The organism is Pseudoalteromonas translucida KMM 520 (assembly GCF_001465295.1).
Classification (GTDB): Bacteria; Pseudomonadota; Gammaproteobacteria; order Enterobacterales; family Alteromonadaceae; genus Pseudoalteromonas; species Pseudoalteromonas translucida.
In genome coordinates, this window is sequence record NZ_CP011034.1 from 288,249 (window position 1) to 310,767 (window position 22,519).

Sequence of the window (22,519 nt, forward strand, 5' to 3'; positions counted from 1 at the left end):
CACACTAAAAAGGCCTAACTCTTGCGAGTTAGGCCTTTACATTAAAAGCTAACAAACAGTGTTAACTTTCTTCTTTAGCTTTAGCTTGTGAATCTTTTAGTAGTGATATTTTAGCTGGTTGCAAAGCAACAATGCGCTCACCTTCTTGCGGTGGCTTTTCCATATCACTGGTAAAGGGTCTAAGTTTAACTGGCGCATCGTCATCGCCATCTTTATCCCCTTTGAGAATAAACAGTGGAATTGCCTCTGGGTTCATTTCTTGATATTGCTCCCAGCTAAACTCATCAGAAATACGGGTAGCACTTACTTTACCGCCTTTCGCTATCACACTGCTTAAGCGTGCATAAGAGCCATTTTCACCAAATAAAATTTGGCGCGATAAGAAAGTCGCACTGTCTTTATTCGCTTTAGCATGCGATGAAGATGAACGTAGCGAAAACACATTTTTATCATTAAGTAAGTGAGAAAAATATTGTACACCTAGCGCATTGTGATGGCGATTTGGTGACAGTGCCAACACACTACGAATAGTGGTTAAAGGCAAGTAACGCTCAGCATGTTCAGATTGCGGATTACCGTAGTAACAAGGCAAACCATCCATACGGGCCATTTTACAGTTTTCCCATGCAGGGTCAGATAAGTGCACAGGAATATTTTGATCTTTTAAGCCACGCGCAATAGCCCGCGACACATGGTTTGCGCCAATAATTAAAATGGTACTTGGTGATGGTTGACGTACACCAAGCAGTTTAGCTAAAGGGATGGCAGTTAGGCTTTGTAGCACCACGGTAATAATAATAACGGTAAATATGAGTGGCACCATTTTTTCTGCATCAGCAACACCTGCTTCCATCATGCTCAGCGCAAATACAGAGCCAACAGCTGCGGCAACAATACCGCGTGGCGCAATCCAAGCGAGTACTAGGCGTGACTTCATTGGTAGGTCAGTACCAAAAGTCGATATTGCAATACACACAGGGCGAGCAATAAATAGCACGATAGCTAAAAATATAAAAACGTCACTATCTAGCATCATTAAATCAGAGAGTTCTAACCTTGCTGCAAGTAAAATAAACAGTGTTGAGATTAAAATCATTGATAGATCTTCTTTAAACTCAAGCACCGAATCAATTTCTAAATCATCTTGGTTAGCAAGCCAAATACCAAATACAGTCACAGCTAATAAACCTGATTCATGGCTTAAGTGATTAGAGACGGAAAAACTTATAAGCACTAGGGCTAAAATACCAAACTTATGTAACTCAAAGGGTAACCACTCTCGGCGCATAAGTTGTGTAGTAAGCCAACCTGCAACAACACCAATTGTTAAGCCTACACCTAAGGTTTTAACTAGCGCAATAATGGTATGGCTAAATATTTGGCCTTCGCCAACCAACATCACGGCTTCAAAAACTAATACTGCAAAAAGAGCACCAATAGGGTCTATAACAATGCCTTCCCAGCGTAGTATTCGGTCGATGTCTTGAGTTGGTCGCATAGAGTTTAGCAAAGGGGCAATAACAGTAGGACCCGTTACAACAAGTACAGCGCCGAGCACAGCAGCTACCCGCCAGTTAAGTTCTAATAGCCAATAAGCACTAAAGCTAATGATTATACACGTAGTAAGCATGCCAATAGAGCACAGGTTTCTGACTACTTTACTGATGCCTTTTAATTCTCTGAAGTGCAGGGTAAGAGAGCCTTCAAATAAAATTATAGCAACGCTAAGTGACACAACAGGAAAGAGTAAATCGCCTAAAAGCGCGTCAGGATCTAGTACGCCAGTAAATGGCCCTAATAATAGTCCTGTAAGCAACAAAAACAGAATAGCAGGGACTCTAAACGCCCATGCTACCCACTGGGCAAGCACAGAGCAAAGTGCGATACCGGCTATATAAATTGCTGACATAGAATAAGAATTCCTTGTGGATATGATAGATAAAAGTATAACTTATGTTAATTATAATACAGGGGTATACACGGATAAGTTAAATTTTGCTAATAGAATTTTAGCTGTTTATCAGATATTACGGGTTTTGAAGTCTGTTATTTTATCAGTAATTTTAATAAATACCCTATAAAAAGGGTTTAACTTTCTGATAATTAATACAAAAACAGTTCGTAAAATAAGCTGTATTTTACTTGGTTTGAATTTTAACCTTGATTTTACCTGCAGTTTTAGCGTATTATACTTCGTGTTCAAACAATTAGTCATCTAATTAAGTGGTTATTTTAAAATAATAACTTATTAATATTAGAGTCACTTTAAAGCGGTATAATACTGTTTTGTAGTGATTTAAGGGTTTGAGCAGTATAAATATCATTTACCGAACTCTTTGGTATGATTTTGCTAAACAAGTTTATTTAACTATTTAAATAAATAAAGGTTTGAGTTGAATTATTACCTTTCAATATTTAGCCCCCATCGTGGCGGTTAAATCTCGGTCCTTAAGTCATCACCCTATCTGTTGGTGTATCTGACTTAAGAGGCTCTATGTATGTTGTTAATAAAAAAGCCACACACAGCTTTTGCAGCGATACATAAACAACACTTTTTAAATTTTTTGTTAGTACTATTCAACACCGTTGAGTTGTTGCTATTTAGTACTTGCGCTTAAATCTATAACAACAGTTTTAGATAGAGTCGCTTTGCGTGTGTAAAAAAGTGTTTTTAAATGATAAACCAAATTCGAAGCTATGTTTTAAACCTAGCTAACTAGTTTTAGCTCATCACATTGCATGAGCGCAAATAAAATGGAAAGTTGAACATTTATGAATAAGTTAAATTGGCGACGTATAGTACTTAAAGTAGGTAGTGCTTTAATTGCACCGGATCAAGATGGCTGCCGTTCACGTTACATATTAACCATTGCACAGTTTATTGTTCGCTGTCGTGCTCGTGGTATTGAAGTTATTTTAGTTTCGTCAGGCTCAGTTGCTGCGGGGGCACATTTGTTCCCATCAGATACAGCACGTTCAGTCGTGATGAAAAAAGCAATGGCTGCCGCAGGTCAAACAGAAATGATAGCAATGTGGGATAGGTTTTTTGACTTTCCATCAGCTCAATTATTATTAACCCACGGTGACTTACGTGATCATGAACGCTATCAAAGTATTCGCGAAACTGTATTTACTTTGCTTGAGCACGGCGTGTTACCTATTATTAATGAAAATGATGCAGTAACAACCGATGATCTAAAAGTAGGTGATAACGATAACTTATCTGCTATGGTTGCAGCAGCTGCTGATGCAGATGCACTGCTTATATTTTCAGATGTGGATGGGTTATATGATAAAAATCCTAACTTGCATGACGATGCTATTTTACTGCCTGAAATAAAATCAATTGATGACTCTATTTATGCTATGGCAGGATGTGCAACTAGCGCAGTTGGTACAGGTGGTATGAAAACCAAAATTGAAGCGGCTGAAAAAGCAACCTCACATGGGATTTCAACTTATATTATTAACGGCTTTAAAGAAGAGACATTTACGCGTTTACTTGCAGGTGAAAACCCTGGGACTATTTTCTTACCATACGAAAAACCAATGCAAGATTCTGTACATTGGATGACGCACACTGCAAATGAGCAGGGTGAAGTTGTTGTAGATGGCTCGTTTGATAAGTCACTCGAAGGTGAAACTGGCTGTATTCGTGGCGATGAAATAATGGCCGTGCATGGCGAGTTCGCAATTGGTGACACTATTTTAGTACGCAGTGAAGATGGTACGCGTTTAGCCAAAGCAACCGCAAATTATAGTAGCTGTTTGTTGAGCTTTATTGCTGACAACGAACAGAGTGAATTCAGCGAAAAAATGCAGGACTCAATTGGACCTGTTATATCTGAAAAACATATCGCATTATTGGAGAAGTCATGAGTTTAATTACGGATATTTCACGCCAGGCAGCAAAAGCTGCTCATCAGTTAGCGTTACTCGATACCGAGACAAAAAATAAAGTGCTATTGGACATGGCTGCAGCACTGCGTGCAGAAAAAGCATTTATTATTAAAGAGAACGAAAGCGATTTAGCCGCGGCACGCGACAATAACTTAGCAGCCGCAATGGTCGACCGTCTAACGCTTAACGATGAACGTGTAGAAGCAATGGCTGAAGGCATCGAAGTGATTGTAAGCTTAGATGATCCGGTTGGTCAGCTACGCGATATTACCGAACGCCCAAATGGCATTAAAATTCGTAAAATGCGCGTACCACTAGGCGTAGTTTGTATGATTTACGAAGCGCGCCCTAATGTAACTGCAGATGCGGGTGCATTGTGTTTTAAATCGGGTAATAGCGTAATTTTACGCGGCGGTAAAGAAGCACTTAAAAGCTCACAAGCAATTGCTAGCGTAATGCACAGCGTGCTAGCAAAGCATAATTTACCTGAGGCACTTATTTCGGTAATTCCTGACCCCGATCGTGGCTTATTAATGGAATTAATGCAGCAACGTGACAGCATTGATTTAATTATACCGCGTGGTGGTGAAGGGTTAATAAACTTTGTAACCGAAAACAGCACAATTCCAGTGATCCAACACTTTAAAGGTGTATGTCATTTATATGTTGATAAAGACGCTGATCTTGAAGTGGCAATTAACCTACTGCTTAATGGTAAAACGCAACGTACCGGTGTGTGTAATGCTTTAGAAGGCTTAGTTGTACATCAAGATATTGCCGATGAGTTTTTAAACTTGTGTGCGGTAGTGTTACGTCAAGAAGGTGTTAAAATTAATGCCGATAGCCAAGCAGCTACGTATTTTGACAATGCAACAGTACTGGGCGACGATGAGTTTGGTGAAGAGTATTTAGATTTAGAAATAGCCATTCGCGTAGTTCCAAGTTTTGCGGCAGCTGTAGAGCACATAGCGCAATTTGGTTCGCACCATACAGAAGTAATTTGTACTAAAAACGCTGCTACGGCAGAGTTATTCCAACGTAGTATTGATGCTTCGGTAGTAACTGTTAACGCCTCATCGCGTTTTTCAGACGGTTCACAACTGGGCTTAGGTGCCGAGATTGGTATTGCAACGTCTAAGCTACATGCTTACGGACCTATGGGCCTTGAGTCACTAACTACTGAAAAGTATTTAGTTAATGGCGACGGTCAGATCCGCGAATAAACTTAGTTTATTTCAGGACAAAACATATTATGAATTTCAGAAGCCGAGCTGCAGCTCGGCTTTTTTATGCAATAAATTAACTTAGGTTCTACTTTGCTCGCCAGTAAAATTAAAAAGCGTGCAATAGCGTTAGTTTTAACTATATGGCGTATATTTTTGGATTGAAATACAGAGTGAAACTTAAGATAGAATAACAAAAAATAGATGACTTTGAGACAATACTAAAGAGGGAGTAGGAAAGTGGTGGAGCTAAGCAGGATCGAACTGCTGACCTCCTGCGTGCAAGGCAGGCGCTCTCCCAGCTGAGCTATAGCCCCACATTCCTAAATTTTACATATTACGTAAAAGCTTGATTGCTGATTCTCAAGCGGGACGAACTTTAAGATTTTTTATAAAATAGGTCAAGTATTTTTTCACTAATTTTACCGTTTAGATGAAATTTTGGTAGACTCAACAACAATATTCAGTAAAAAGACAATTAAAAATGAAAAAGTATGCCTTAGTACTGATGGTTTTGCTTGTGGGCTGTGCTAACTCAAGTGACGAGCAACCTTATGAAATAAATAATAAACAGTTTCATGAAAAACAAGATGAGCAAGGAAATAAGCTATTTGCCTATGTCGTATCGGTAAAGGCTAAAAGTCGCCAGAACATTAATTTAGATAAAAAGTTTACCCGCAGTGACTTTGAGCGTTTTGCAGCGCAAGAGCATTTTGAAGAGTCGAGTATTTTAAAACTGCAGTTAGAAGATCAAGCTGTTGAATTGTTAAATAAAGAGCTTGAAACACGCAACTATTGCCCCGCTAAGCATGAAATTAATGAGGTACTGTGGCGTGATTTAAGTGTGCAATTAAGAGGACGTTGTTTGTAGTATGTTAGCTGATAAAACAAAGTTAGCAGCGCTATTAGCGCAGTTAAATATTAATTATGAGGTTATAGAGCATCCACCATTACATGGCAGTTTAGATGCCGATGCCTTTATGGTGGAACGCCCGGGTACACGACTTAAAAATTTATTTTTACGTGATAATGAAGGTAAGCGGCACTTTTTAGTTATAACCGCCCATGACAAGCAACTTGATTTAAAAGTATTGTCAAAACAACAAGGGTTATCGCGGCTAGGATTTGCCTCAAGCGAGCGTTTAGCGCGCTACTTAAAAGTAGCGCCTGGGTGTGTATCTATGCTTAGCCTAATGAACGACAAGCAAAACGAGGTAAGCGTTTGGCTAGATCAAGATATTTGGCAAGGCGAGTTATTTCATTGTCATCCGTTTGAAAATACCCAAACCTGGTTGCTTAATAAAGCAGACTTAGAGCTGTTTTTTAACTTTACTGAGCATCAGCCTCGCGTAGTATTTTTACCCTCAAGGTAAGCCCATATAATTAGCATCAAGCCGCATAGACAAACAGCCAATAAAGCAGTCATAAATGCGGTTTGCCCATGATGCTGATATATCACCCCTGGTAATAACGACCCAAGTGCACCGCCGCTGTAATAAAACGATACATACCCGCCATTAGTAACACTTGGTGGTGCTTTACTGATTTTATTCACTAAGGGCGCCGCAGTTGAGTGAATCACAAACATAGCCCCGCAAAATAATGTAAATGCGGCTAAAAATACTATTAGCTGGTGGCTCATTAACATGACAATACTAACACTGTAAAACAAAAATATAGCCGTTAATAAATGCCATGGCGAGGGCGCTTTTTTAAGTAACCAAGGCGTTGTAATAGAAGCTAAAGCACCAATTAAATACCCACTGTAAACCAAGCCAATATCGCGAGTATTAGTGATCAAAAAAGTATTTTGCAAAATAAAAGGTAAATAATTAAGTAAAGCGGCAAAGCAAAAAAACATACAAAACACCGCACCATACACTTTTAGCAGCGGCCCTTCACGCAGTTGTTTAATATAGTCTAGAGGTGAAAGTATTGATTTAACGTTATTACTTTTAAAGCGGGTATGAGGAATACTCCACGTAAGCAAAATGAGCATGGTGGCAATAAAGTAGTAAAAACTTTGCCAATGCCATATATCGCTAAAAATAGCTGCCAGAACACGCCCAAAATAGCCGCCTACTATGGTGCTGCCAATGTAGATTGTCATATTTTTTTGCAGTGTATCGGCACTAAAACTCATGCCAATATAACTGGTCATGGCTGTTAATGCCGCTGGTAATATTAGGCCTTGTAAAAAGCGTACCAATAACAGCAGCTCAAAGGTGGGGGCGTAAACAAATAATAAACAGCATCCTCCCAATAACAACATAGCAATGCGTAATATAAATAAAGGATTACGTTTAGTTAAAAACAACCCATACACTAAAGGCGCAATAGCCAGTGGTAGCATAGCCGCAGTCATTAAGCTGCCAGCAACGGCGGGGGCAACACCAAACTCAACTGCAAATAAGCCAAGCAGTGGTTGTGGAGCGTAAAGTACAAAAAAAATAAATACAGAGCAAAGCAGCAAGTGAGGTAAGCGCATTATATAGCTTGGTGAGTAACTAATAGTTAAGTGGCAGTATATTAAAAATCCCTTGTGTTTGATAATCTAAAAACGATTACTTTAAGCGACTTTTGGTGTGCCCATAAATTGTAATGAGTAATTGTTTACTAAAAAGTTATCATCTTTGCGCTAAATCATGGTGTTTTTATCGTCGTTTGTTAGATTAATGATGATAGCGCTGTTATTTACCAGCGTTGGTGATTAAAATAGTCTTAATATTAGTTTTTAGTGGAATAGAGCCATGGGGTCACTTCAAGAGCAATTGCTCCAAGCAGGATTAACAACATCGCATAAAGCTAAAGTTGCTAAATCAGAAAAGCGTAAGCAGCAAAAAAAGCAAAAAAAGGGTGCAACCAGTAACCCTAGCGATTTACAAAAGCATATTCAACAAACAAAACTTGAGCAGCAACAAAAAGCAGAAGAGCTTAACCAGGCACGCCAAGGTAGTTTAAAGCAGCGCGAGCAAAGTGCCCGTGTTAAACAAATTTTAGAACACCATAACCAAGAAGCAATACGTGGTGAGCGTACTTTTAACTTTACTTACGAAAACAAAGTAAAGAGCATTGAAGTAAACGAAAGAACGCAAAAAGCGTTATCGGGTGGTCGCTTAGCTATTTGTGTGCTCGAAGGCCGATTTTACGTATTAGAAGACGAACCGGCACGTAAAGTAGCTGAAGTAGATGAACATTATATTGTTTTTCATGTTGAGCCAGAAAGCAAAGAAAAAGACGAAGACGATCCATACGCCGATTTTGAAATACCAGATGATTTAACGTGGTAAATTTTAGTTAAGTGTAGACTCATTTAATTTTTGCTAAAGTTAACTTAAATGAGCTGTACATGTATTTGTTCTGATTGATCGTCAAATGCTATTAGTTACGTATGCTTTTTATAGTGTTGTTGACTACAATCACCAGAACAGTTTTTTAACCGTCAAAAAAGAAGAGTAAATACAATGAGCAAAATTAAAACACTTTTATTAGGCGCGGGTATTAGTTTAGCCGCAAGCTTGTCATTTAATGCAGCTGCTGCAGATGGTGCTGCACTTTACACTGCTAAAAACTGCCAAACGTGTCACGGCGCAGAAGGTAAGGCACCTATTATGGGCATGTACCCTAAATTAAATGGTCAAAATAAAGACTATTTAGTTGCACAAATGAAAGACATTAAATCAGGTGCGCGCAGTAATGGTATGTCTATGGCTATGAAAGCTATGGTAGCAACCGTAACAGATGAAGAGTTTGCTGCAATTGCTGATTACCTTGCAAACGTAAAATAATAAACGCAGTTTATTATTTTTATTAAAAAACAGCCACACCTAGTGTGGCTGTTTTATTTCCTGATGAAAAACCCCGTCATTTATGTCGGGGATGTAAGTCTTTAATTTCCTGATTGCTATAACCTAAATACTAATTTAGACTTCTAAACATCTATTGCTCAATTGATCTTATGTGTATTTAAAGGCTTATTATGTTTGATTTACCCCAGCTCGATTTAAAAAATAAAGTATCAGCACAAGAATGGCAGCTACGAGTTGATCTAGCCGCCTGTTATAGGTTGGTGGATCATTTTCGTTGGGGCGATTTAATTTACACGCATTTATCAGCGCGGATACCGGGCAGTGATCATTACTTAGTGAATGCCTTTGGTTTAACCTTTGATGAAATCAGCGCTTCTAACTTAGTTAAAGTAGATTTAAGCGGCAATATTATTGACGACACGCCTTTTAATATTAATCCAGCTGGCTTTACTATTCATAGCGCAATTCACGAAGTACGCGACGATGCGCATTGTGTGATTCATTTACACACGAAAGAAACCATAGCTGTTGCTACACAAAAAAATGGCTTATTGCCACTAAGTCAGTATTCCATGTTCTCTTTGCCGTCGCTTTCGTATCATGGTTACGAAGGGTTAGCGGTTAACGATGATGAACGAAAACGCTTACAAGATGATTTAGGCAATACTAACCATATGTTGTTAGTTAACCACGGTGGCTTAACAGTGGGGCCAACGGTGGGCGATGCTTTTATGCGCTTTTATGATTTACAGCGCGCCTGTGAAATACAGCTCGCTATTCAAGCCAGTTCGCAGCAGGCTATTAGCGTCCCGCAGCCTATAGTCGACAATATTTATAATCAAGCAAATGTAGTGCACAGTGGTAGTACTGGCGGGCAGTTAGCGTGGCCAGCTATGCTGCGCAAAGCGTACCGACTTGATCCTAGTTTTGCAAAATAACCATTTAAAGGTTAATAAGGAATATTCATGAAAGTAAATCGCGTTGAAGTGTTTGATATTCATTGCCCAGATCGTCCTGCTTGGACTCCAGTATTTGTACGTATTCATACTGATGAAGGCATTAGTGGTGTGGGTGAAGCGGGCCTTGCATATGATTTAGGCCACAGTGCTGCTGCCGCTATGATCAAAGAAATGGCCGATGCATTTTTAATTGGCCACGATCCGTTTCAAACCGAAAAGCTGTGGTCGCGTATGCTACGTGAAAGCTTTTGGGGTTTAGGTGGCGGGCCTGTTGTATATGCTGCAATGAGTGCGATTGATACTGCCCTGTGGGATATTAAAGGTAAAGCACTGGGTGTACCTGTGTATCAACTACTTGGTGGTAAGGTTAACGACAAATTACGCACTTATGCATCGCAACTACAGTTTGATTGGGATAGCGAGTTTAAAGCATTAGTGCAGCCGCAAGAATACGCCGAAGCGGCTTTAAAAGCGGTTGCCGAAGGTTACGATGCAGTAAAAGTAGACCCAATTCAGTACGATAAAGACGGTAATACTTACTACGACCGCACTAATATTATTTCCCGGGCTGAAATGAAGTTGTATCGTGCGCGTATGCAAGCTATACGTGAAGCGGTAGGCGATGAAGTTGATATTATTTTTGAATGCCATAGCTTACCAGGGGTGACTTCGGCTATTCAATTGGGTGAAATAGCGAAAGAATTCGATTGCATGTTTTTTGAAGAACCCGTTAACTATTTAAACCATTCATTGCATGCCAAAGTGGCTGATAAAGTGGCCGTGCCAATTGCTGGTGGTGAGCGCTTGTATAACCGCTGGGGTGTACGCCCATACTTAGAAGATCAAAGTATTAATGTATTACAACCCGATATTGGCTTATGTGGTGGTTTTACCGAAACGAAAAAAGTGTGTGACTACGCCGATATTTTTGATGTGCGCATTCAAGCACATGTATGTGGCGGGCCTGTAGCGACTGCAGCTTCACTGCATTTAGAAACAGCCATTCCTAACTTTTTAATTCATGAGCATCACACTTATGCGATTAAAAAATGGAACCGTGAGTTGTGTCTGCAAGATCCTCAACCTAAAAATGGCTTTTTTCAAGTATCGGAAGAGCCAGGTATTGGTATTGAATTAAACGATGAGATTGTAATGCGCTCGCAGCGTGTAGAAATTAAATAGTTTTAGCATACCGATTAAAAAGCCGCGTAGTGATAGCTCACTACGCGGCTTTTGGCTATTTGGCACTATTGTTATAGCTGATTAACTTTACACTGCACGCCTTTTAACTGCTGCGTTGCTTTGCTATCAAGATGGCGAACAAAGCATTGCTTGCCTTTAATCATTAACTCAAACTGGTCGGGCATATTAAGCTGCTTACCCATAATAGGATTACCCATAGAGTCTTTATGGTTGAGTTTATCGAGTGTCACAGTACTGTTAGTAGTAAATACATCATCGGCTAATTGCACTTGTGAGCTATGCAGCAAGCTGGCAATAGCATTAGCTACTGCTACGCTATTAGGTGTTACTAATAGCGCATGTTGCAGCTTAGGAGTTGGCTCAGCACTTTGTGCTAAGCAGCCGCTGAGCGCGGTTGTTATAAATGCGATTACTGTAAGTCGGTGTACTTTCATGGTTTATCTCATGTTATCGCGAAGAATAGTATTTTGCTCAAGCAAGGTTTGAATTCGCGTATCTTTCACTTCAGGCGAATCAGTTGTAATAGCTGGCGCAAAACCTTGTTTACTGTTTATGGAGCTTGGCGCAGGGCAACTACCGGTATTTCGATAGTTAAGCGCTGTTTTAAGCAGTGCTTCATTGGCATTACCTAATGGCTGAGTAAAGTCATCGGCAAGCGCACAACCATTTAATAATACGGGTTGAAAAGCGTTATCAATAGTGTTTTTTGGCGCAAATCCATCAGCATATTCACCAAAGCCTTTATTATTTATACCGCTAAACTGAATGGTAAAATAGGTAGTTGCGCAGTTATCGGTAGGATAAAAGCCATAAGGCTTGCCACAGGTGCCAGAGCCTATCTGGATTACTTCAATGTCGGCGCCGCGCAGACCATTAATAATGGCTTCGCTTGCTGAACAGGTGCTGCTAGTCGTGAGAACAAATACGCGGTTTAGGTTTAATGTTGGCAGTGCGCTGCCGGGCACAGTTGCAGAGTTATCGGCAAACCCCACAAACTGATTAGTAAACGGCATTGGGCTAAGTGTTTGCCCAGTTACCGGGTTGGTACTTGGGTTTTTATCATTAAAAACAGTACGCTCGAACACTTTACCTTGAGTGTTCGCGCGACCCGCCACCATATAAGCTACTTGGCTGGCCATTTGTAAAAAGCCGCCGCCGTTATAGCGTACGTCAATCACTAAGTCTTTAATGTTACTTGCCGCAAATTGGTTAAATGCAGTGTAGAGCTGATCTTCGGCAATCGCATTATGGCTATTAAACTGAAAATAACCCACATCGCCACCGGCTAAGTCGGTACGCACATTGACTACCGGTTGCGAAGTAATATTTTGTGAGGTGAGTGTTACGGTACGGTTTTGGTTAGTATTTATATCTTTAAATACAAACTCGGTCGTTTTACCTGTTTGCTCAGGAAATAAACTTGCATTAATAAGAGCAACTTCACTGCTAGAAGTCGTATTTACAAAATCAATGCCATCTACTGCAACAAGTTCAAAGCCACGAGCAAGGTTTTGATTGCTCGCTGGAGTATTTGGCTCGGTATAGCTAATAACGGCTTGGCGTGGCGCGCTGCGAGCAAGTATTTTTATATTAAAGCCATAGCCATAGGTTACCCCCGATTGACTTTGGCGCTGCCACTCATCGGTAGGTAAGTTAAAGTGGAAGTTATCTTTTTTAGCGCCCGAATCGGTCAGTTCATTGGTTTTTAAGGTGTTAAAATAAGTGACTACACCGCTTGTAAGCGCTGGATCGGTATCTATTATCTCATCGTACCAAAGGTAGGTTTCGTTACTCCACGAACGCAGCCAGTTTTTTTCATTACTCGCTTGGCATTGTCCCTTAAATTGGCTGGCACTGGCAAATACCCCTGCGCTCCAGCTATTGGCATTGCCATTAGGAGTAAGACCCTCGCTATCGCTGCCGCCGCCACACCCAGATAAAACGCTAAGCAGTGCTAAGGAGGCGAGTGTTGTTGTTTTTTTGTCACGAATTTTAGAGTGCATATAAGAAGCTCTATTTTTAAACGATTAATTTAAATATAGCGGCTTTTATTTAGAGTTGATAGAAGTGTTTAGCGTTTTTGTAGCTTAATTGCTGCCAAAGCGCTTGGTTACTACATAAGTTAAAGTGTGCTTGCCATAAGTCGTTATATTGGGTATTAATTTGGCAAACGGGGAAGTTACTCGCAAACATTATTCTTTGCTCGCCAAAGTGTTGCAAAATAATGTTAAAGCACTGTGCTTGCTGTTCGCTATTGAGCTTAAGTAACTCAAATCCCGAAAACTTAATTACAATGTTATGGTACTTGGCGAGTAATTTAATGCCTTGCTGCCACGCTGGCAAATTGTAGGGTAAACCTGCGTGATTAAGTACAATTAGTAACTGTGGAAACTGTTTAGCGTATTGAGCAATTTGTTTAACTATAATATGGTTTTCAAGCTTAAATTGGGCTTCAAAATGTAATTTTAACTGCTGTAACGTTTCAAAGTTATTGTAGCAATTACTGCTGAGCAAACGTTTGGCGTCATCACCTTGGGTAATGTCTCTAATACCCGCTAAGCTTGGGTGAGTAAGGTTGCTGAGCGCATGGCTAAATAGCTGATTGCTTTGATCAATCTGGGCAAAACTAACGGCTTTGTAAGTAATGCCAGCCAAGTGCTTGGTGAGCCAGTTAAGCTCGTTTATAGGTGCGCTGTTATCAAATCCCGCTTCAATATGCACTAAGCCTGCAAGTTTAAAGTCGCAATCTTGCATTAATTGCGCAGCACTGATCGGCTGCTTTATTTTGTCTAAGTTAGGCCATGGCGGCGGGTTAGCGCCTTGTAACCAAGTATATTGCCCCTCAAGTAGATTAAAAAAATGCACATGGGGGTCAATAATTGCATTACTCATTGCGCTGTATAACCACCGTCAATACTTTGTAAACTACCGGTGATAAAGCTTGCATCATCGCTGACTAAAAAATTCACTAAAGCGGCTACTTCATCAGCTTGGCCTAAACGATTAAGTGGCTGCAATGCCGCCTCTTCGGCTACTGTTTGTGCTTTGTTGGCACCACTGTTTTTACAGTAAGCGTCTATGGCGTTATGAAATAGCGGTGTTTCTATAGTGCCAGGGCACACGGCATTAGCTCTAATGTTAAAGCTCGCGTAATCAAGCGCGGTGGTTTTTGCCATAGAAGCAAGGGCGTGTTTAGTCAGGTTATAAGCAAATGAATTTTGTTTACCTATAATTGCCTGATCTGAGGCTATAAGCACAATAGCGCCGTTGTTTTGGGTTTTCATTATTGGTAATACACTTTGCACTGCCGCATACGCGCCTTTTACATTAAGCGCAAATAGTGCATCGAGAGTTTGCTCGTCGGTACTTTCTATGTTGGCACTTAAATGTTTTCCTGCATTAGAGACAAGTACATCAATGCGCTGCGTTTGCTCAACTATGGCATTAATACAACGACGTACAACAGTGACATCACTTACATCACAATGATGAAACTCACCAAAGTTACTTGGCGTTATATCAAGGTTATGTACTTCATAGCCGCTTGCTAGTAAGCGCTGTACTACCGCTAAACCAATACCTTTGGTGCCGCCGGTAACAATAGCCACTTTTGACATACTTGCTCCTTTATTTGCTATTACTTTTTAATAAAAATAATTAGTGAGAGTGACCACATCCGCCTGCTGCATGCACATGGCCGTGCGATACTTCTTCGCTGGTGGCTTCACGTACCGATACCACTTCAACATCAAATGTTAGCGTTTTACCTGCAAAAGGGTGATTTAAATCACAATCAGCATTAAAGCGGCCTACTTTAATAATAGTTACCTGATGGCGACCTTGATCCGAGCTTACCATTGCGGTCATGCCTGGTTTCCATACTTTAACTTTGCTTTGTGTTTGTAAATGCTTTAACGGAATGCGTTGTACTAAGTTATCAACACGTTCGCCGTATGACTCGCTTGGCGCTAATGTAACGCTAAACTTTTCGCCAGCGGCTTTGCCTTCCAGCGCATTTTCTAAACCAGGAAGCATGCCTTCGCTGCCATGAATATAAGTAAGAGGCGCTTCTTTAGTGCTGGTTTCTATTTGCTCACCGGCTTCGCTAAGGGTGTAATGAAATTCAACGGCTGAATTTTTACTAATTTGCATGCTTATCTCTTTAAATTTTGACTGTATTAGTTAGAGCGTAATTTTACGCGAAATATGTTTTTTTAGAAACTTAACGTGGCTGATTTAATGTTTTTTGTAGATCTAACAATAAATCTTTTTTAATTGTTGTTACTTGAGGCTTTTCGGCCTGAGGAATAAATAACACTAATTGAATGCCAGGTTTGAGCATGCTCGACGCCGACAGTTTATTCCATTTAGCTAGGTCACTATGCGGCACATTGTAAAGCTGGCTAATGCTCCACAAGGTATCGCCTGGTTGCACTTCATAGTCTATTTCGAGTGTTGCAATTACCACTTCTTGATGCTCAAGGTAGGGGCTAATTTTATAATCAATAGTCAATGATTCCGGAAGTGTTTTGGGCTGGCCAACAAGTAGTTTTTCACCAATGCCAATTAAGTTGTTTTGTTTATTATTAAGTTGCTTTAAGGCACTTAAAGGCATGCTAAAGCGCCTAGCAATACTGTAAAGCGTATCGTTTTGTTTAACTATGTACTCTCCAGCAAAGTTAGTTTTAAAAAACGAGCTATTTAATAGCGCCTGTTGCTCAATTGGCAGTAATAACGTATGTGGGCCATTGGGTGAACTTTGATTTTTTAAATACCCTTGATTAAGTGCATGTAGCTGCTTAGAGCCGACTCCAGAGAGCTTGGCAATGATTGAAAAATCAAACTGTTGGCCTACATTCATATGGGTGGTCAATGCTTTGTAAGTGAGCTTTGGGCGTTTAAAACCTTGTTGCGGATGTTTAACTAAGTAGCTTAGTGCCAGTAATTTGGGTACATAATCGGCGGTTTCTTGAGGTAATTTTAGCGACCAGTAATCAGTGCTTTTACCGTGCTTTTTATTTTGTTTAATTGCGCGTTTAACTCGCCCTTCACCGCTATTGTAAGCGGCGAGAGCGTGCAGCCAGTTGCCATCAAAGCGTTTATATAAGTAACTTAAATACGCCAGTGCAGCGTCGGTGGCGGCTAGTACATCTTGTCGGCCGTCATACCATTGATCCGACTTAACCCCAAAATGATGTGCAGTTGCTCCTACCAGTTGCCACACGCCAACGGCTTGCTGCGATGAGTGTGCAGTGGGTCTAAATCCGCTCTCTACAAAAGGCAGTAGTGCTAACTCTATTGGTAGTTGCTGTTGTTCTACTTTTTTTACAATATGGTATAAATACGGAGCAGCTCGTTTGCTCATAACTTGCAGGTAATCGGGTTGCTGCAAATACCAGTTAATACGCTTTTTTAGCGCTTTATTTTGCTCAATAGGAAAATGCAGATTATTAGCGATATGCTGCCATAAGTCAGTTGTTTTGGCCGGTGGCTTTATTATTTTATTTTTTGTGTTTTTAGGCGGCGTTATGTGTAAGTTAGTTTTTGTGCTTTGCGGTGTTTTTAATTCACTAGGGGCGCTGTAACTTGGCTTAAAGTGAGTAAATATTTGCGGTGCTTCTATAGGCTCTGGCTTGGTGGTTTCACAGCCAAATAAAAAAACACCTAAACAAGCTAAAACCAAACTGCGCATAACATTCACTTTTATTAAAATCCTTTTACTATTTTAACACAGTCCGTTGTGTTGAGTTATTTTGCGTTTATCGCGCGTATTAATCCTGCTTGTAAAAATAAATTACTCGACTTGGCATTAAGCGACTCTTGCATGTAGGGTTTAATCGTGGCATCAGGAAATGACAGCATTAACTGCTCTATTGTTTGCCCACTATTATTAGCTACGTGCTCTGTAATGGCGGTTAAAAATGCGTGCGACTGCTGCAGTTGCGACTTATTAGTTAGTTCACCATGACCAGGAATTATAGTTTTTAGCACAGAGTCATTAATATATTGTTGTAGCAGTGCGCGCCAGCTGCTTAGCTCGCCGTGGCCAGGGTACGGAAGCCAGTCAACAATATCTCCACCAATCAAAGTGCTGCCACTGTTAGCCGTAATGGTTAAATCGCCATTGGTATGCGCTTGGTAGGCATTTAAAGTAATCTCAAAATTGCCTAAGTCTAGTGTTTTATTGGTGCTTATGCTTATTTCAGGTGCATTGAGTTGATATTTTTGCCAGCGGAATAGGCGCTGTTTTGCGCGTTCTAACTTTGTACGCCACTGCGCTTGCTCATTTTCGGGGAGTGTTGCTAAGCGTTGATAGCTAAGCTCAATGCTTTTTTCGAATCCCTCTAGTTTATCGTTAAATGCTTGCTGGTAAAGGGCAAAGTCAGTTTTTACTTGCTGATGGGTAATTAATTGCGCATTGGGGTAAAAATGCTGCATTACAGCCATCCCCAGTAAATGGTCGTCATGAAAATGAGTGGCAACTAAGTAACACAAAGGTGTTGTTAAGTGCTTTTTTAAATCGCTAGCAAGCTGTTCTACCGCAGCAAAGTTGCCGCTGGTATCGACTAACAGTGCGCATTTACTACCTTCAATTAATACTTGGTTTGAGTCGTAAAAACGTAGTTTATGCTGTTGTTTTAAAAATTGAATATTGGGGCTTATTTTCTCCCACGTAACATCGGCGTTAGCATTGGCTGCAAAATAAAAAGAGTTAAGCAGTAGTAGGTACTTACTTAATTTAAATAAACGCAGGGCTGACTTCATATAACGCTCTCTATTATGGTTTAAAAGCTGCGTAATAAATAAAAGCGCTCTAGGCGCTTTTATTTATTATGTTTAGAGTCATTTGATAAGTGCTGACTCAACTTATCAATGAGTTGATCTTGGTGTTGCAGATCAACGGCTTTTATAGTCTTTGCTTCTAGCAATTCGTGGCTTAAATTTAAGGCTGCCATAAGTAGGGCATTTTGCTCATTTTTAACAGTAGAGCGTTGTTTCATTTGCTCAACCAAATCATTGAGATTTTTAGCTGCCGCTTTAAGTGCCTCTTCTTGCCCAGGTGGGCAAGCAAATTGCTGCTCTTTACCAAGCAATTCAACAGTGACTCGCTGGTTTTGCAGCTCAGACATTAGCTAGCCTGTTGTGCGCTTTGTAACTTATCAAGCAGGCCAGATAAAGTAGTGCTGGCATCTTTTTGCTTTTCTTCGTTTTCAAGGGCTTCTAATTGTAAAAGCTCGTTGTCGTCAGCGAGTTTACTATTTTGTTCTTTTAAATTAGAAACATCAGCTTGTAATTGATTATTACGCTGAATTAATTGGTCGATCAGTTGTTCGAGTTGTTGAAGAGTGTTGTTATTCATAAAGGCGCTCATATAACTGTAATTAAGGTAATGCAAATGTAAAGCAAAGTTTGTTTATTTACCAGCATTTACGCTGGTTTTAGCTGATTTTTATTCTCTGTTAAGGGATAATTCAGTGTATTGGCTTTTTCATTCAGAAATGGTTCATTTTAATGGCCGCTTATCAGGGGATAGGTTGTCAAAGTACAGTGCTTATGGTTCACTGTTTTTATTAAATAGCGTATGGCGAAAATAAATAATGCTTAGTTACAGACACTCATTTCATGCCGGAAACCCTGCCGATGTACTTAAACATTTAGTGTTAGCACAAGTGTTAGGTTACCAAACTTTAAAAGATAAGCCACTGGATTATATAGACACTCATTCGGGTGCGGGCTTTTTTGAATTAGCAGCGGCCGATGCTCAAAAAACACAAGAGTATCAAGACGGCATTGAAAAACTGTGGCAACACACTAGTAAACACTCAGCTTTAAATGACTACATTGCACTGATCAAATCGTTTAACCAAACAGCCGATTTAGAGTTTTATCCGGGTTCGCCAAAAATTGCGGAACACTTTTTACGCCGCCAAGATAAAGGCTGGTTTTTTGAGCTGCACCCACGTGATTTATTATTACTAGAAGAGAACATGCAAGGGAAGCGCTCTATTCGAGTGCGTGGCGATAATGGTTTTGCTGGCTTGGTTGGCTTATTACCTCCTGCATCGCGTAGAGCTTGCGTGTTAATAGACCCACCTTATGAAGTCAAAGACGATTACGACACCGTTATTACTACGTTGATGCAAGCGTATCAGCGCTTTGCTACAGGTACATACATGATTTGGTATCCTGTTGTTGACCGCAGCCGCATTGACAACATGGAGCAAGACCTAATTGACTCTGGCATGCGTAATATTCAATTATTTGAGCTAGCTACCAAAGCCGATACCGACGTGCATGGCATGACTGCTTCGGGGATGATAGTAATTAATCCACCGTGGAAATTAAAACAGGTTATGGATGAGGTGTTGCCAGAGCTGGTGAGTTTATTGAGTGAATCAAGTGGTTTTTATCGCAGCGAGCAGTTAGTCGCAGAGTAACCCACATAGCAAAATGCCCAGTTAAACTGGGCATTTTAATTATTACTGCAGTTATTTTAGTTAAAGTAAACTGCTTTAAAGGTAGCTAGTTGCTCACCTTTTTCATCTTTTAAGCTCAACGACTCGCCATTAACCTGCCACTGCGTAGCTTTATTTAGCACGCTAGACATTGCCGCTTCTTGCTCCATGTTTTCATGACACATTTTTTGCGTTGCCGCTATGTGATCAAACGTCACCGTTTGCTCATTAACTTTGTAACCACCGTTAAAGTTATTGCAGCCTAAAAACCCATGTACTTTGCCATCATTACTAAATTGAATGAAAGGTTCTTTTGTTGTAACAGTGACATTATCGCCAGCTAAAGTGATTGCTTTCCAATATGTATTTGCTAAATCAACATCTGGTTTTTGATCTACTTTTGTAACCACAATTTTGTACGGGCTGGTTTGTGCATCTGCTGCGAAAGGATTGTTATTGCTTGTTGTGGTGTAGAGTAGCTCACCATTATTTTCAATACGCGCACTCACACTGTAGTTAAGTGCTTTATTAATTTTGTTAGTGTCGTAGGCAAGCTCTACTGAATAAGGAGGACCACCATTTAAATCAATCACCTGCTGGCTAATAACGGTTGCTTTAACATCCATTTTAGATACATCGGCAAGTGTTACTGTTAGCTGTGAATTAGGCGCCAACATGCTGCGATCAAGGTAACTAACTTCAGTTGTTAGCGTTGCTGTTGACTCTGTCTGTGTTGTCTGTGCAGTGTTTTTAGTGTCATCACATCCAGATAATACCAATGCGCCACTGGCTAAGAAGCTGATCCCTGCTACCGATTTTAAAATTGAACTTGGCTTACGTTTAAACATCGTTGTTCCTTTAATACTAAATTAGATGATTTTCAATGATGATAGTGCTTAGTTACTTAATCAAGGCTTAATTGAGGAGTAAAAGTTTGGCTTAGTGATTGTTACAACGCATAAAAAAGGGCGCTTATGCGCCCTAAATAAATGTTTCTACTTTTTAACAAACTTGGTCAGAATTACAATACGTTGACCATCAACACGCCCTTCAATATGTTCAGGATTACTGGTTAAGCCAATATTACGTACTGCAGTACCGCGTTTAGCGGTTAGGCTGCTGCCTTTTACATCTAAATCTTTAATTAGTGTTACGGTATCACCGGCTTTAAGTACTACGCCATTGCTATCAAGATGCTTTAAGTCGTCATCTTCAGCAAGTACTTGTTGAGCCCATGCTAATGTATCTTCTTCTAAGTAAATCATGTCTAGGGCGTCTTGTGCCCAGCCATTGTCGGCAGCTAAGCGGCTCAACATACGATAAGCAACTACTTGAACTGCAGGAGTTAGGCTCCACATGCTGTCGTTTAAACAATGCCAATGGGTAGGGGTTAGCTCAGCGGTGTCTTCAATTTGATCTTTACATACTTGGCAAGTGTAAATGCATTTATCTGAGTGGGCTTCTTTAACGGGCGGAACTTCGTACACAGATAAAGTATCTGTTGCTGCACATAATTCACACTGGTTATTACTACGTTCTACTAAGGCTTGTTCAATGCTCATACAGGAGGCTCTTATACTGTTTTTACAAAAATATTATGTGGTTATTATACCTCCATCTAGGCTCTTTGTGTACATTTGCACTAAGGATTAGCGCATATCCATATAAAAAGTATGGTTATACCTTGTTTGTAACTGCAAATTACAATAATTAAATACAGTAAGTTAGGTTTAGTGTTGATCAAGACGCAGCGTTTAAGTTTGCGTATGATAAGCGCATGATGGTTTATTTTTTTGATATGTTATGCGCTTATTTCTCCCTATAGTTAGTATTTTAATTGCTTTAGCTTTATTGGTTCCCGGTGTTACCCAGCCTGTATTATCCCTAGAAGGAAAAATAGATAAGTCTAAATTGGCGCAAACAGGCATTGAGATGATTGCCGATGAAGGCGACCGTAATACTCGAAACATGCTGATGATGGCATCAAGCATGTTTGGGTTAGATAAGCTTGAAGGTGAGATTAGCGCTTATCAAAAAACACGTAGTATTTGGGGAACGGTTAACGAGCTGGCTCATAATAAAAATTATTTAGTGGCGGTGTTGGTGGCTTTTTTCTCAATTGTAATACCGACTATTAAGTTACTAATGCAATTAGTATTTTGCTTATTGCCAGTGAGTAAGTTTAAGCAAAAACTGGGAGTAACTATTTGCGCTTTAAGTAAGTGGAGCATGGTAGATGTGTTTGTTATTGCACTTATTGTTACTTATCTTGCAGGCAATGCCGAGGGTGAAACTGGTGGGCTAATTAAAATGCACGCCGAACTGGGGAATGGCTTTTGGTATTTTACCGGTTATTGCTTATTTGCCATTGCCGCGAGTAGCTTTATTAAAACCGATGCAAAAAATATTTAAAGGTTTGTATTAACTATTCAATTATCATAAACTTCTATAGAACCTAGAACCTAGAACCTAGAACCTAGAACCTAGAACCTAGAACCTAGAACCTAGAACCTAGAACCTAGAACCTAGAACCTAAATAAGGTAAATTTTTGCAACGCATTCACTCTAGTATACTGATCATCGCTATGTTACTCACGCTTGTGGGTCAGGCTGTTGCGTCTGTTGCGTCTGTTGCTATGCTATGTGAAATGCCGCAAATGAGCCAAGCGCAGCATGCTGCAACTAATGTTGCAATTGAAAAAACACATCAGCAAATGTCAGTCAGTATGATGAATATGGACTGTTGCGATGACGCAGCAACCGAGCAAGAATGTAATTGCCCAATTAATGCTTGTTCAGCGTACTCAATGTTGAGTGTTGATGGCTTATTTAGCACCCCACTGATTATTTCTGAAAAAATACAGCTCTATCCCTCACAAAACCAACACCATTTAGTCAGCTCGCTATACCGCCCCCCTATGTCTGCTTAATTGCAGGATGGGTGTACCTAAAATTAGGTCAAGTCGTTT

24 protein-coding genes and 1 tRNA gene are annotated in these 22,519 nt (G+C 40.1%); 11 read left to right on the forward strand and 14 right to left on the reverse strand.

The window, feature by feature from the left end:
• Nucleotides 1–61 precede the first annotated feature (61 nt).
• Nucleotides 62–1,909: a cation:proton antiporter gene (locus tag PTRA_RS01370; RefSeq protein WP_058372400.1), complete on the reverse strand. Its 1,848-nt coding sequence runs from the start codon at nt 1,907–1,909 to the stop codon at nt 62–64.
• Nucleotides 1,910–2,772: 863 nt separating this feature from the next.
• Here PTRA_RS01370 and proB point away from each other — a divergent pair.
• On the forward strand, nt 2,773–3,879 hold the full coding sequence (gene proB, locus PTRA_RS01375; protein ID WP_011326992.1) for a glutamate 5-kinase: 1,107 nt from the start codon (nt 2,773–2,775) through the stop codon (nt 3,877–3,879).
• Nucleotides 3,876–5,123 carry a glutamate-5-semialdehyde dehydrogenase gene (locus tag PTRA_RS01380; RefSeq protein WP_058372401.1) on the forward strand — a complete coding sequence of 416 codons (1,248 nt, stop codon included), beginning with the start codon at nt 3,876–3,878 and terminating at the stop codon, nt 5,121–5,123. Before proB ends, PTRA_RS01380 begins: the two co-directional genes overlap by 4 nt.
• Nucleotides 5,124–5,364: 241 nt before the next feature.
• Here the strand turns inward: PTRA_RS01380 and PTRA_RS01385 are convergent.
• A tRNA-Ala gene (locus PTRA_RS01385) sits at nt 5,365–5,440 on the reverse strand.
• Between the two features lie 167 nt (nt 5,441–5,607).
• Here PTRA_RS01385 and PTRA_RS01390 point away from each other — a divergent pair.
• Both PTRA_RS01390 and PTRA_RS01395 read left to right on the forward strand, forming a co-directional pair.
• A complete protein-coding gene (locus PTRA_RS01390; RefSeq protein WP_011326994.1) occupies nt 5,608–5,994 on the forward strand; it encodes a hypothetical protein in 387 nt (128 codons plus the stop codon).
• A gap of 1 nt (nt 5,995) precedes the next feature.
• Nucleotides 5,996–6,496: a prolyl-tRNA synthetase associated domain-containing protein gene (locus PTRA_RS01395; protein ID WP_058372402.1), complete on the forward strand. Its 501-nt coding sequence runs from the start codon at nt 5,996–5,998 to the stop codon at nt 6,494–6,496.
• Here PTRA_RS01395 and PTRA_RS01400 read toward each other — a convergent pair.
• Nucleotides 6,463–7,611 carry an MFS transporter gene (locus PTRA_RS01400; protein WP_058372403.1) on the reverse strand — a complete coding sequence of 383 codons (1,149 nt, stop codon included), beginning with the start codon at nt 7,609–7,611 and terminating at the stop codon, nt 6,463–6,465. The genes PTRA_RS01395 and PTRA_RS01400 overlap by 34 nt on opposite strands.
• 262 nt (nt 7,612–7,873) lie before the next feature.
• Between PTRA_RS01400 and PTRA_RS01405 the strand changes: the two genes are divergently transcribed.
• The 4 genes from PTRA_RS01405 to PTRA_RS01420 all read left to right on the forward strand — a co-directional run bounded on the left by PTRA_RS01405 (nt 7,874) and on the right by PTRA_RS01420 (nt 11,073).
• Entirely contained in the window at nt 7,874–8,413 is a 540-nt protein-coding gene (locus PTRA_RS01405; protein ID WP_058372404.1) for a DUF2058 domain-containing protein, read from the forward strand.
• Between the two features lie 174 nt (nt 8,414–8,587).
• The gene (locus tag PTRA_RS01410; RefSeq protein WP_011326998.1) at nt 8,588–8,911 is read left to right on the forward strand and encodes a c-type cytochrome; all 324 of its coding nucleotides are present in this window, start codon (nt 8,588–8,590) and stop codon (nt 8,909–8,911) included.
• A 191-nt stretch (nt 8,912–9,102) separates the two neighbouring features.
• Nucleotides 9,103–9,870, forward strand: a complete 768-nt coding sequence (locus tag PTRA_RS01415; protein ID WP_058372405.1) for a class II aldolase/adducin family protein — start codon at nt 9,103–9,105, stop codon at nt 9,868–9,870.
• Nucleotides 9,871–9,897: 27 nt separating this feature from the next.
• The gene (locus PTRA_RS01420; protein WP_011327000.1) at nt 9,898–11,073 is read left to right on the forward strand and encodes a mandelate racemase/muconate lactonizing enzyme family protein; all 1,176 of its coding nucleotides are present in this window, start codon (nt 9,898–9,900) and stop codon (nt 11,071–11,073) included.
• Between the two features lie 71 nt (nt 11,074–11,144).
• Here PTRA_RS01420 and PTRA_RS01425 read toward each other — a convergent pair whose 3' ends face one another.
• The 9 genes from PTRA_RS01425 to PTRA_RS01465 all read right to left on the reverse strand — a co-directional run bounded on the left by PTRA_RS01425 (nt 11,145) and on the right by PTRA_RS01465 (nt 18,454).
• Entirely contained in the window at nt 11,145–11,528 is a 384-nt protein-coding gene (locus PTRA_RS01425) for a hypothetical protein (protein WP_058372406.1), read from the reverse strand.
• Nucleotides 11,529–11,531: 3 nt separating this feature from the next.
• A complete protein-coding gene (locus tag PTRA_RS01430) occupies nt 11,532–13,097 on the reverse strand; it encodes a S41 family peptidase (RefSeq protein WP_058372407.1) in 1,566 nt (521 codons plus the stop codon).
• A 49-nt stretch (nt 13,098–13,146) separates the two neighbouring features.
• Complete coding sequence (locus tag PTRA_RS01435; protein ID WP_058372408.1) at nt 13,147–13,986, reverse strand: amidohydrolase family protein; 840 nt, start codon at nt 13,984–13,986, stop codon at nt 13,147–13,149.
• Nucleotides 13,983–14,711: an SDR family NAD(P)-dependent oxidoreductase gene (locus PTRA_RS01440; RefSeq protein WP_058372409.1), complete on the reverse strand. Its 729-nt coding sequence runs from the start codon at nt 14,709–14,711 to the stop codon at nt 13,983–13,985. The genes PTRA_RS01435 and PTRA_RS01440 overlap by 4 nt, the downstream gene beginning before the upstream one ends.
• Nucleotides 14,712–14,751: 40 nt before the next feature.
• Entirely contained in the window at nt 14,752–15,246 is a 495-nt protein-coding gene (locus PTRA_RS01445; RefSeq protein ID WP_058372410.1) for an FKBP-type peptidyl-prolyl cis-trans isomerase, read from the reverse strand.
• A gap of 70 nt (nt 15,247–15,316) precedes the next feature.
• A complete protein-coding gene (locus PTRA_RS01450) occupies nt 15,317–16,786 on the reverse strand; it encodes a transglycosylase SLT domain-containing protein (protein ID WP_058372411.1) in 1,470 nt (489 codons plus the stop codon).
• Between the two features lie 56 nt (nt 16,787–16,842).
• Entirely contained in the window at nt 16,843–17,859 is a 1,017-nt protein-coding gene (locus PTRA_RS01455) for an MBL fold metallo-hydrolase (protein ID WP_058372412.1), read from the reverse strand.
• Nucleotides 17,860–17,918: 59 nt separating this feature from the next.
• Nucleotides 17,919–18,224, reverse strand: coding sequence for a cell division protein ZapA (locus PTRA_RS01460; RefSeq protein ID WP_011327008.1), 306 nt, complete (start codon nt 18,222–18,224; stop codon nt 17,919–17,921).
• Nucleotides 18,224–18,454, reverse strand: a complete 231-nt coding sequence (locus tag PTRA_RS01465) for a cell division protein ZapB (RefSeq protein WP_011327009.1) — start codon at nt 18,452–18,454, stop codon at nt 18,224–18,226. The genes PTRA_RS01460 and PTRA_RS01465 overlap by 1 nt, the downstream gene beginning before the upstream one ends.
• A 238-nt stretch (nt 18,455–18,692) precedes the next feature.
• On the opposite strand from PTRA_RS01465, the gene PTRA_RS01470 reads away from it, so the two are divergent.
• Nucleotides 18,693–19,532, forward strand: a complete 840-nt coding sequence (locus PTRA_RS01470; RefSeq protein WP_058372413.1) for a 23S rRNA (adenine(2030)-N(6))-methyltransferase RlmJ — start codon at nt 18,693–18,695, stop codon at nt 19,530–19,532.
• A 56-nt stretch (nt 19,533–19,588) separates the two neighbouring features.
• Here the strand turns inward: PTRA_RS01470 and PTRA_RS01475 are convergent, their stop codons facing one another.
• Entirely contained in the window at nt 19,589–20,398 is an 810-nt protein-coding gene (locus PTRA_RS01475) for an META domain-containing protein (RefSeq protein ID WP_058372414.1), read from the reverse strand.
• A 147-nt stretch (nt 20,399–20,545) separates the two neighbouring features.
• Nucleotides 20,546–21,112 (reverse strand): PhnA domain-containing protein, encoded by a 567-nt coding sequence (locus tag PTRA_RS01480; RefSeq protein WP_058372415.1) that lies wholly within the window; start codon nt 21,110–21,112, stop codon nt 20,546–20,548.
• Between the two features lie 241 nt (nt 21,113–21,353).
• Here PTRA_RS01480 and PTRA_RS01485 point away from each other — a divergent pair, with 241 nt between their 5' ends.
• Together PTRA_RS01485 and PTRA_RS01490 are read left to right on the forward strand one after the other, a co-directional pair.
• Nucleotides 21,354–21,962, forward strand: coding sequence for a paraquat-inducible protein A (locus PTRA_RS01485; protein WP_058372416.1), 609 nt, complete (start codon nt 21,354–21,356; stop codon nt 21,960–21,962).
• Nucleotides 21,963–22,099: 137 nt separating this feature from the next.
• Nucleotides 22,100–22,480, forward strand: coding sequence for a hypothetical protein (locus tag PTRA_RS01490; protein ID WP_058372417.1), 381 nt, complete (start codon nt 22,100–22,102; stop codon nt 22,478–22,480).
• The last annotated feature ends 39 nt before the right edge of the window (nt 22,481–22,519 follow it).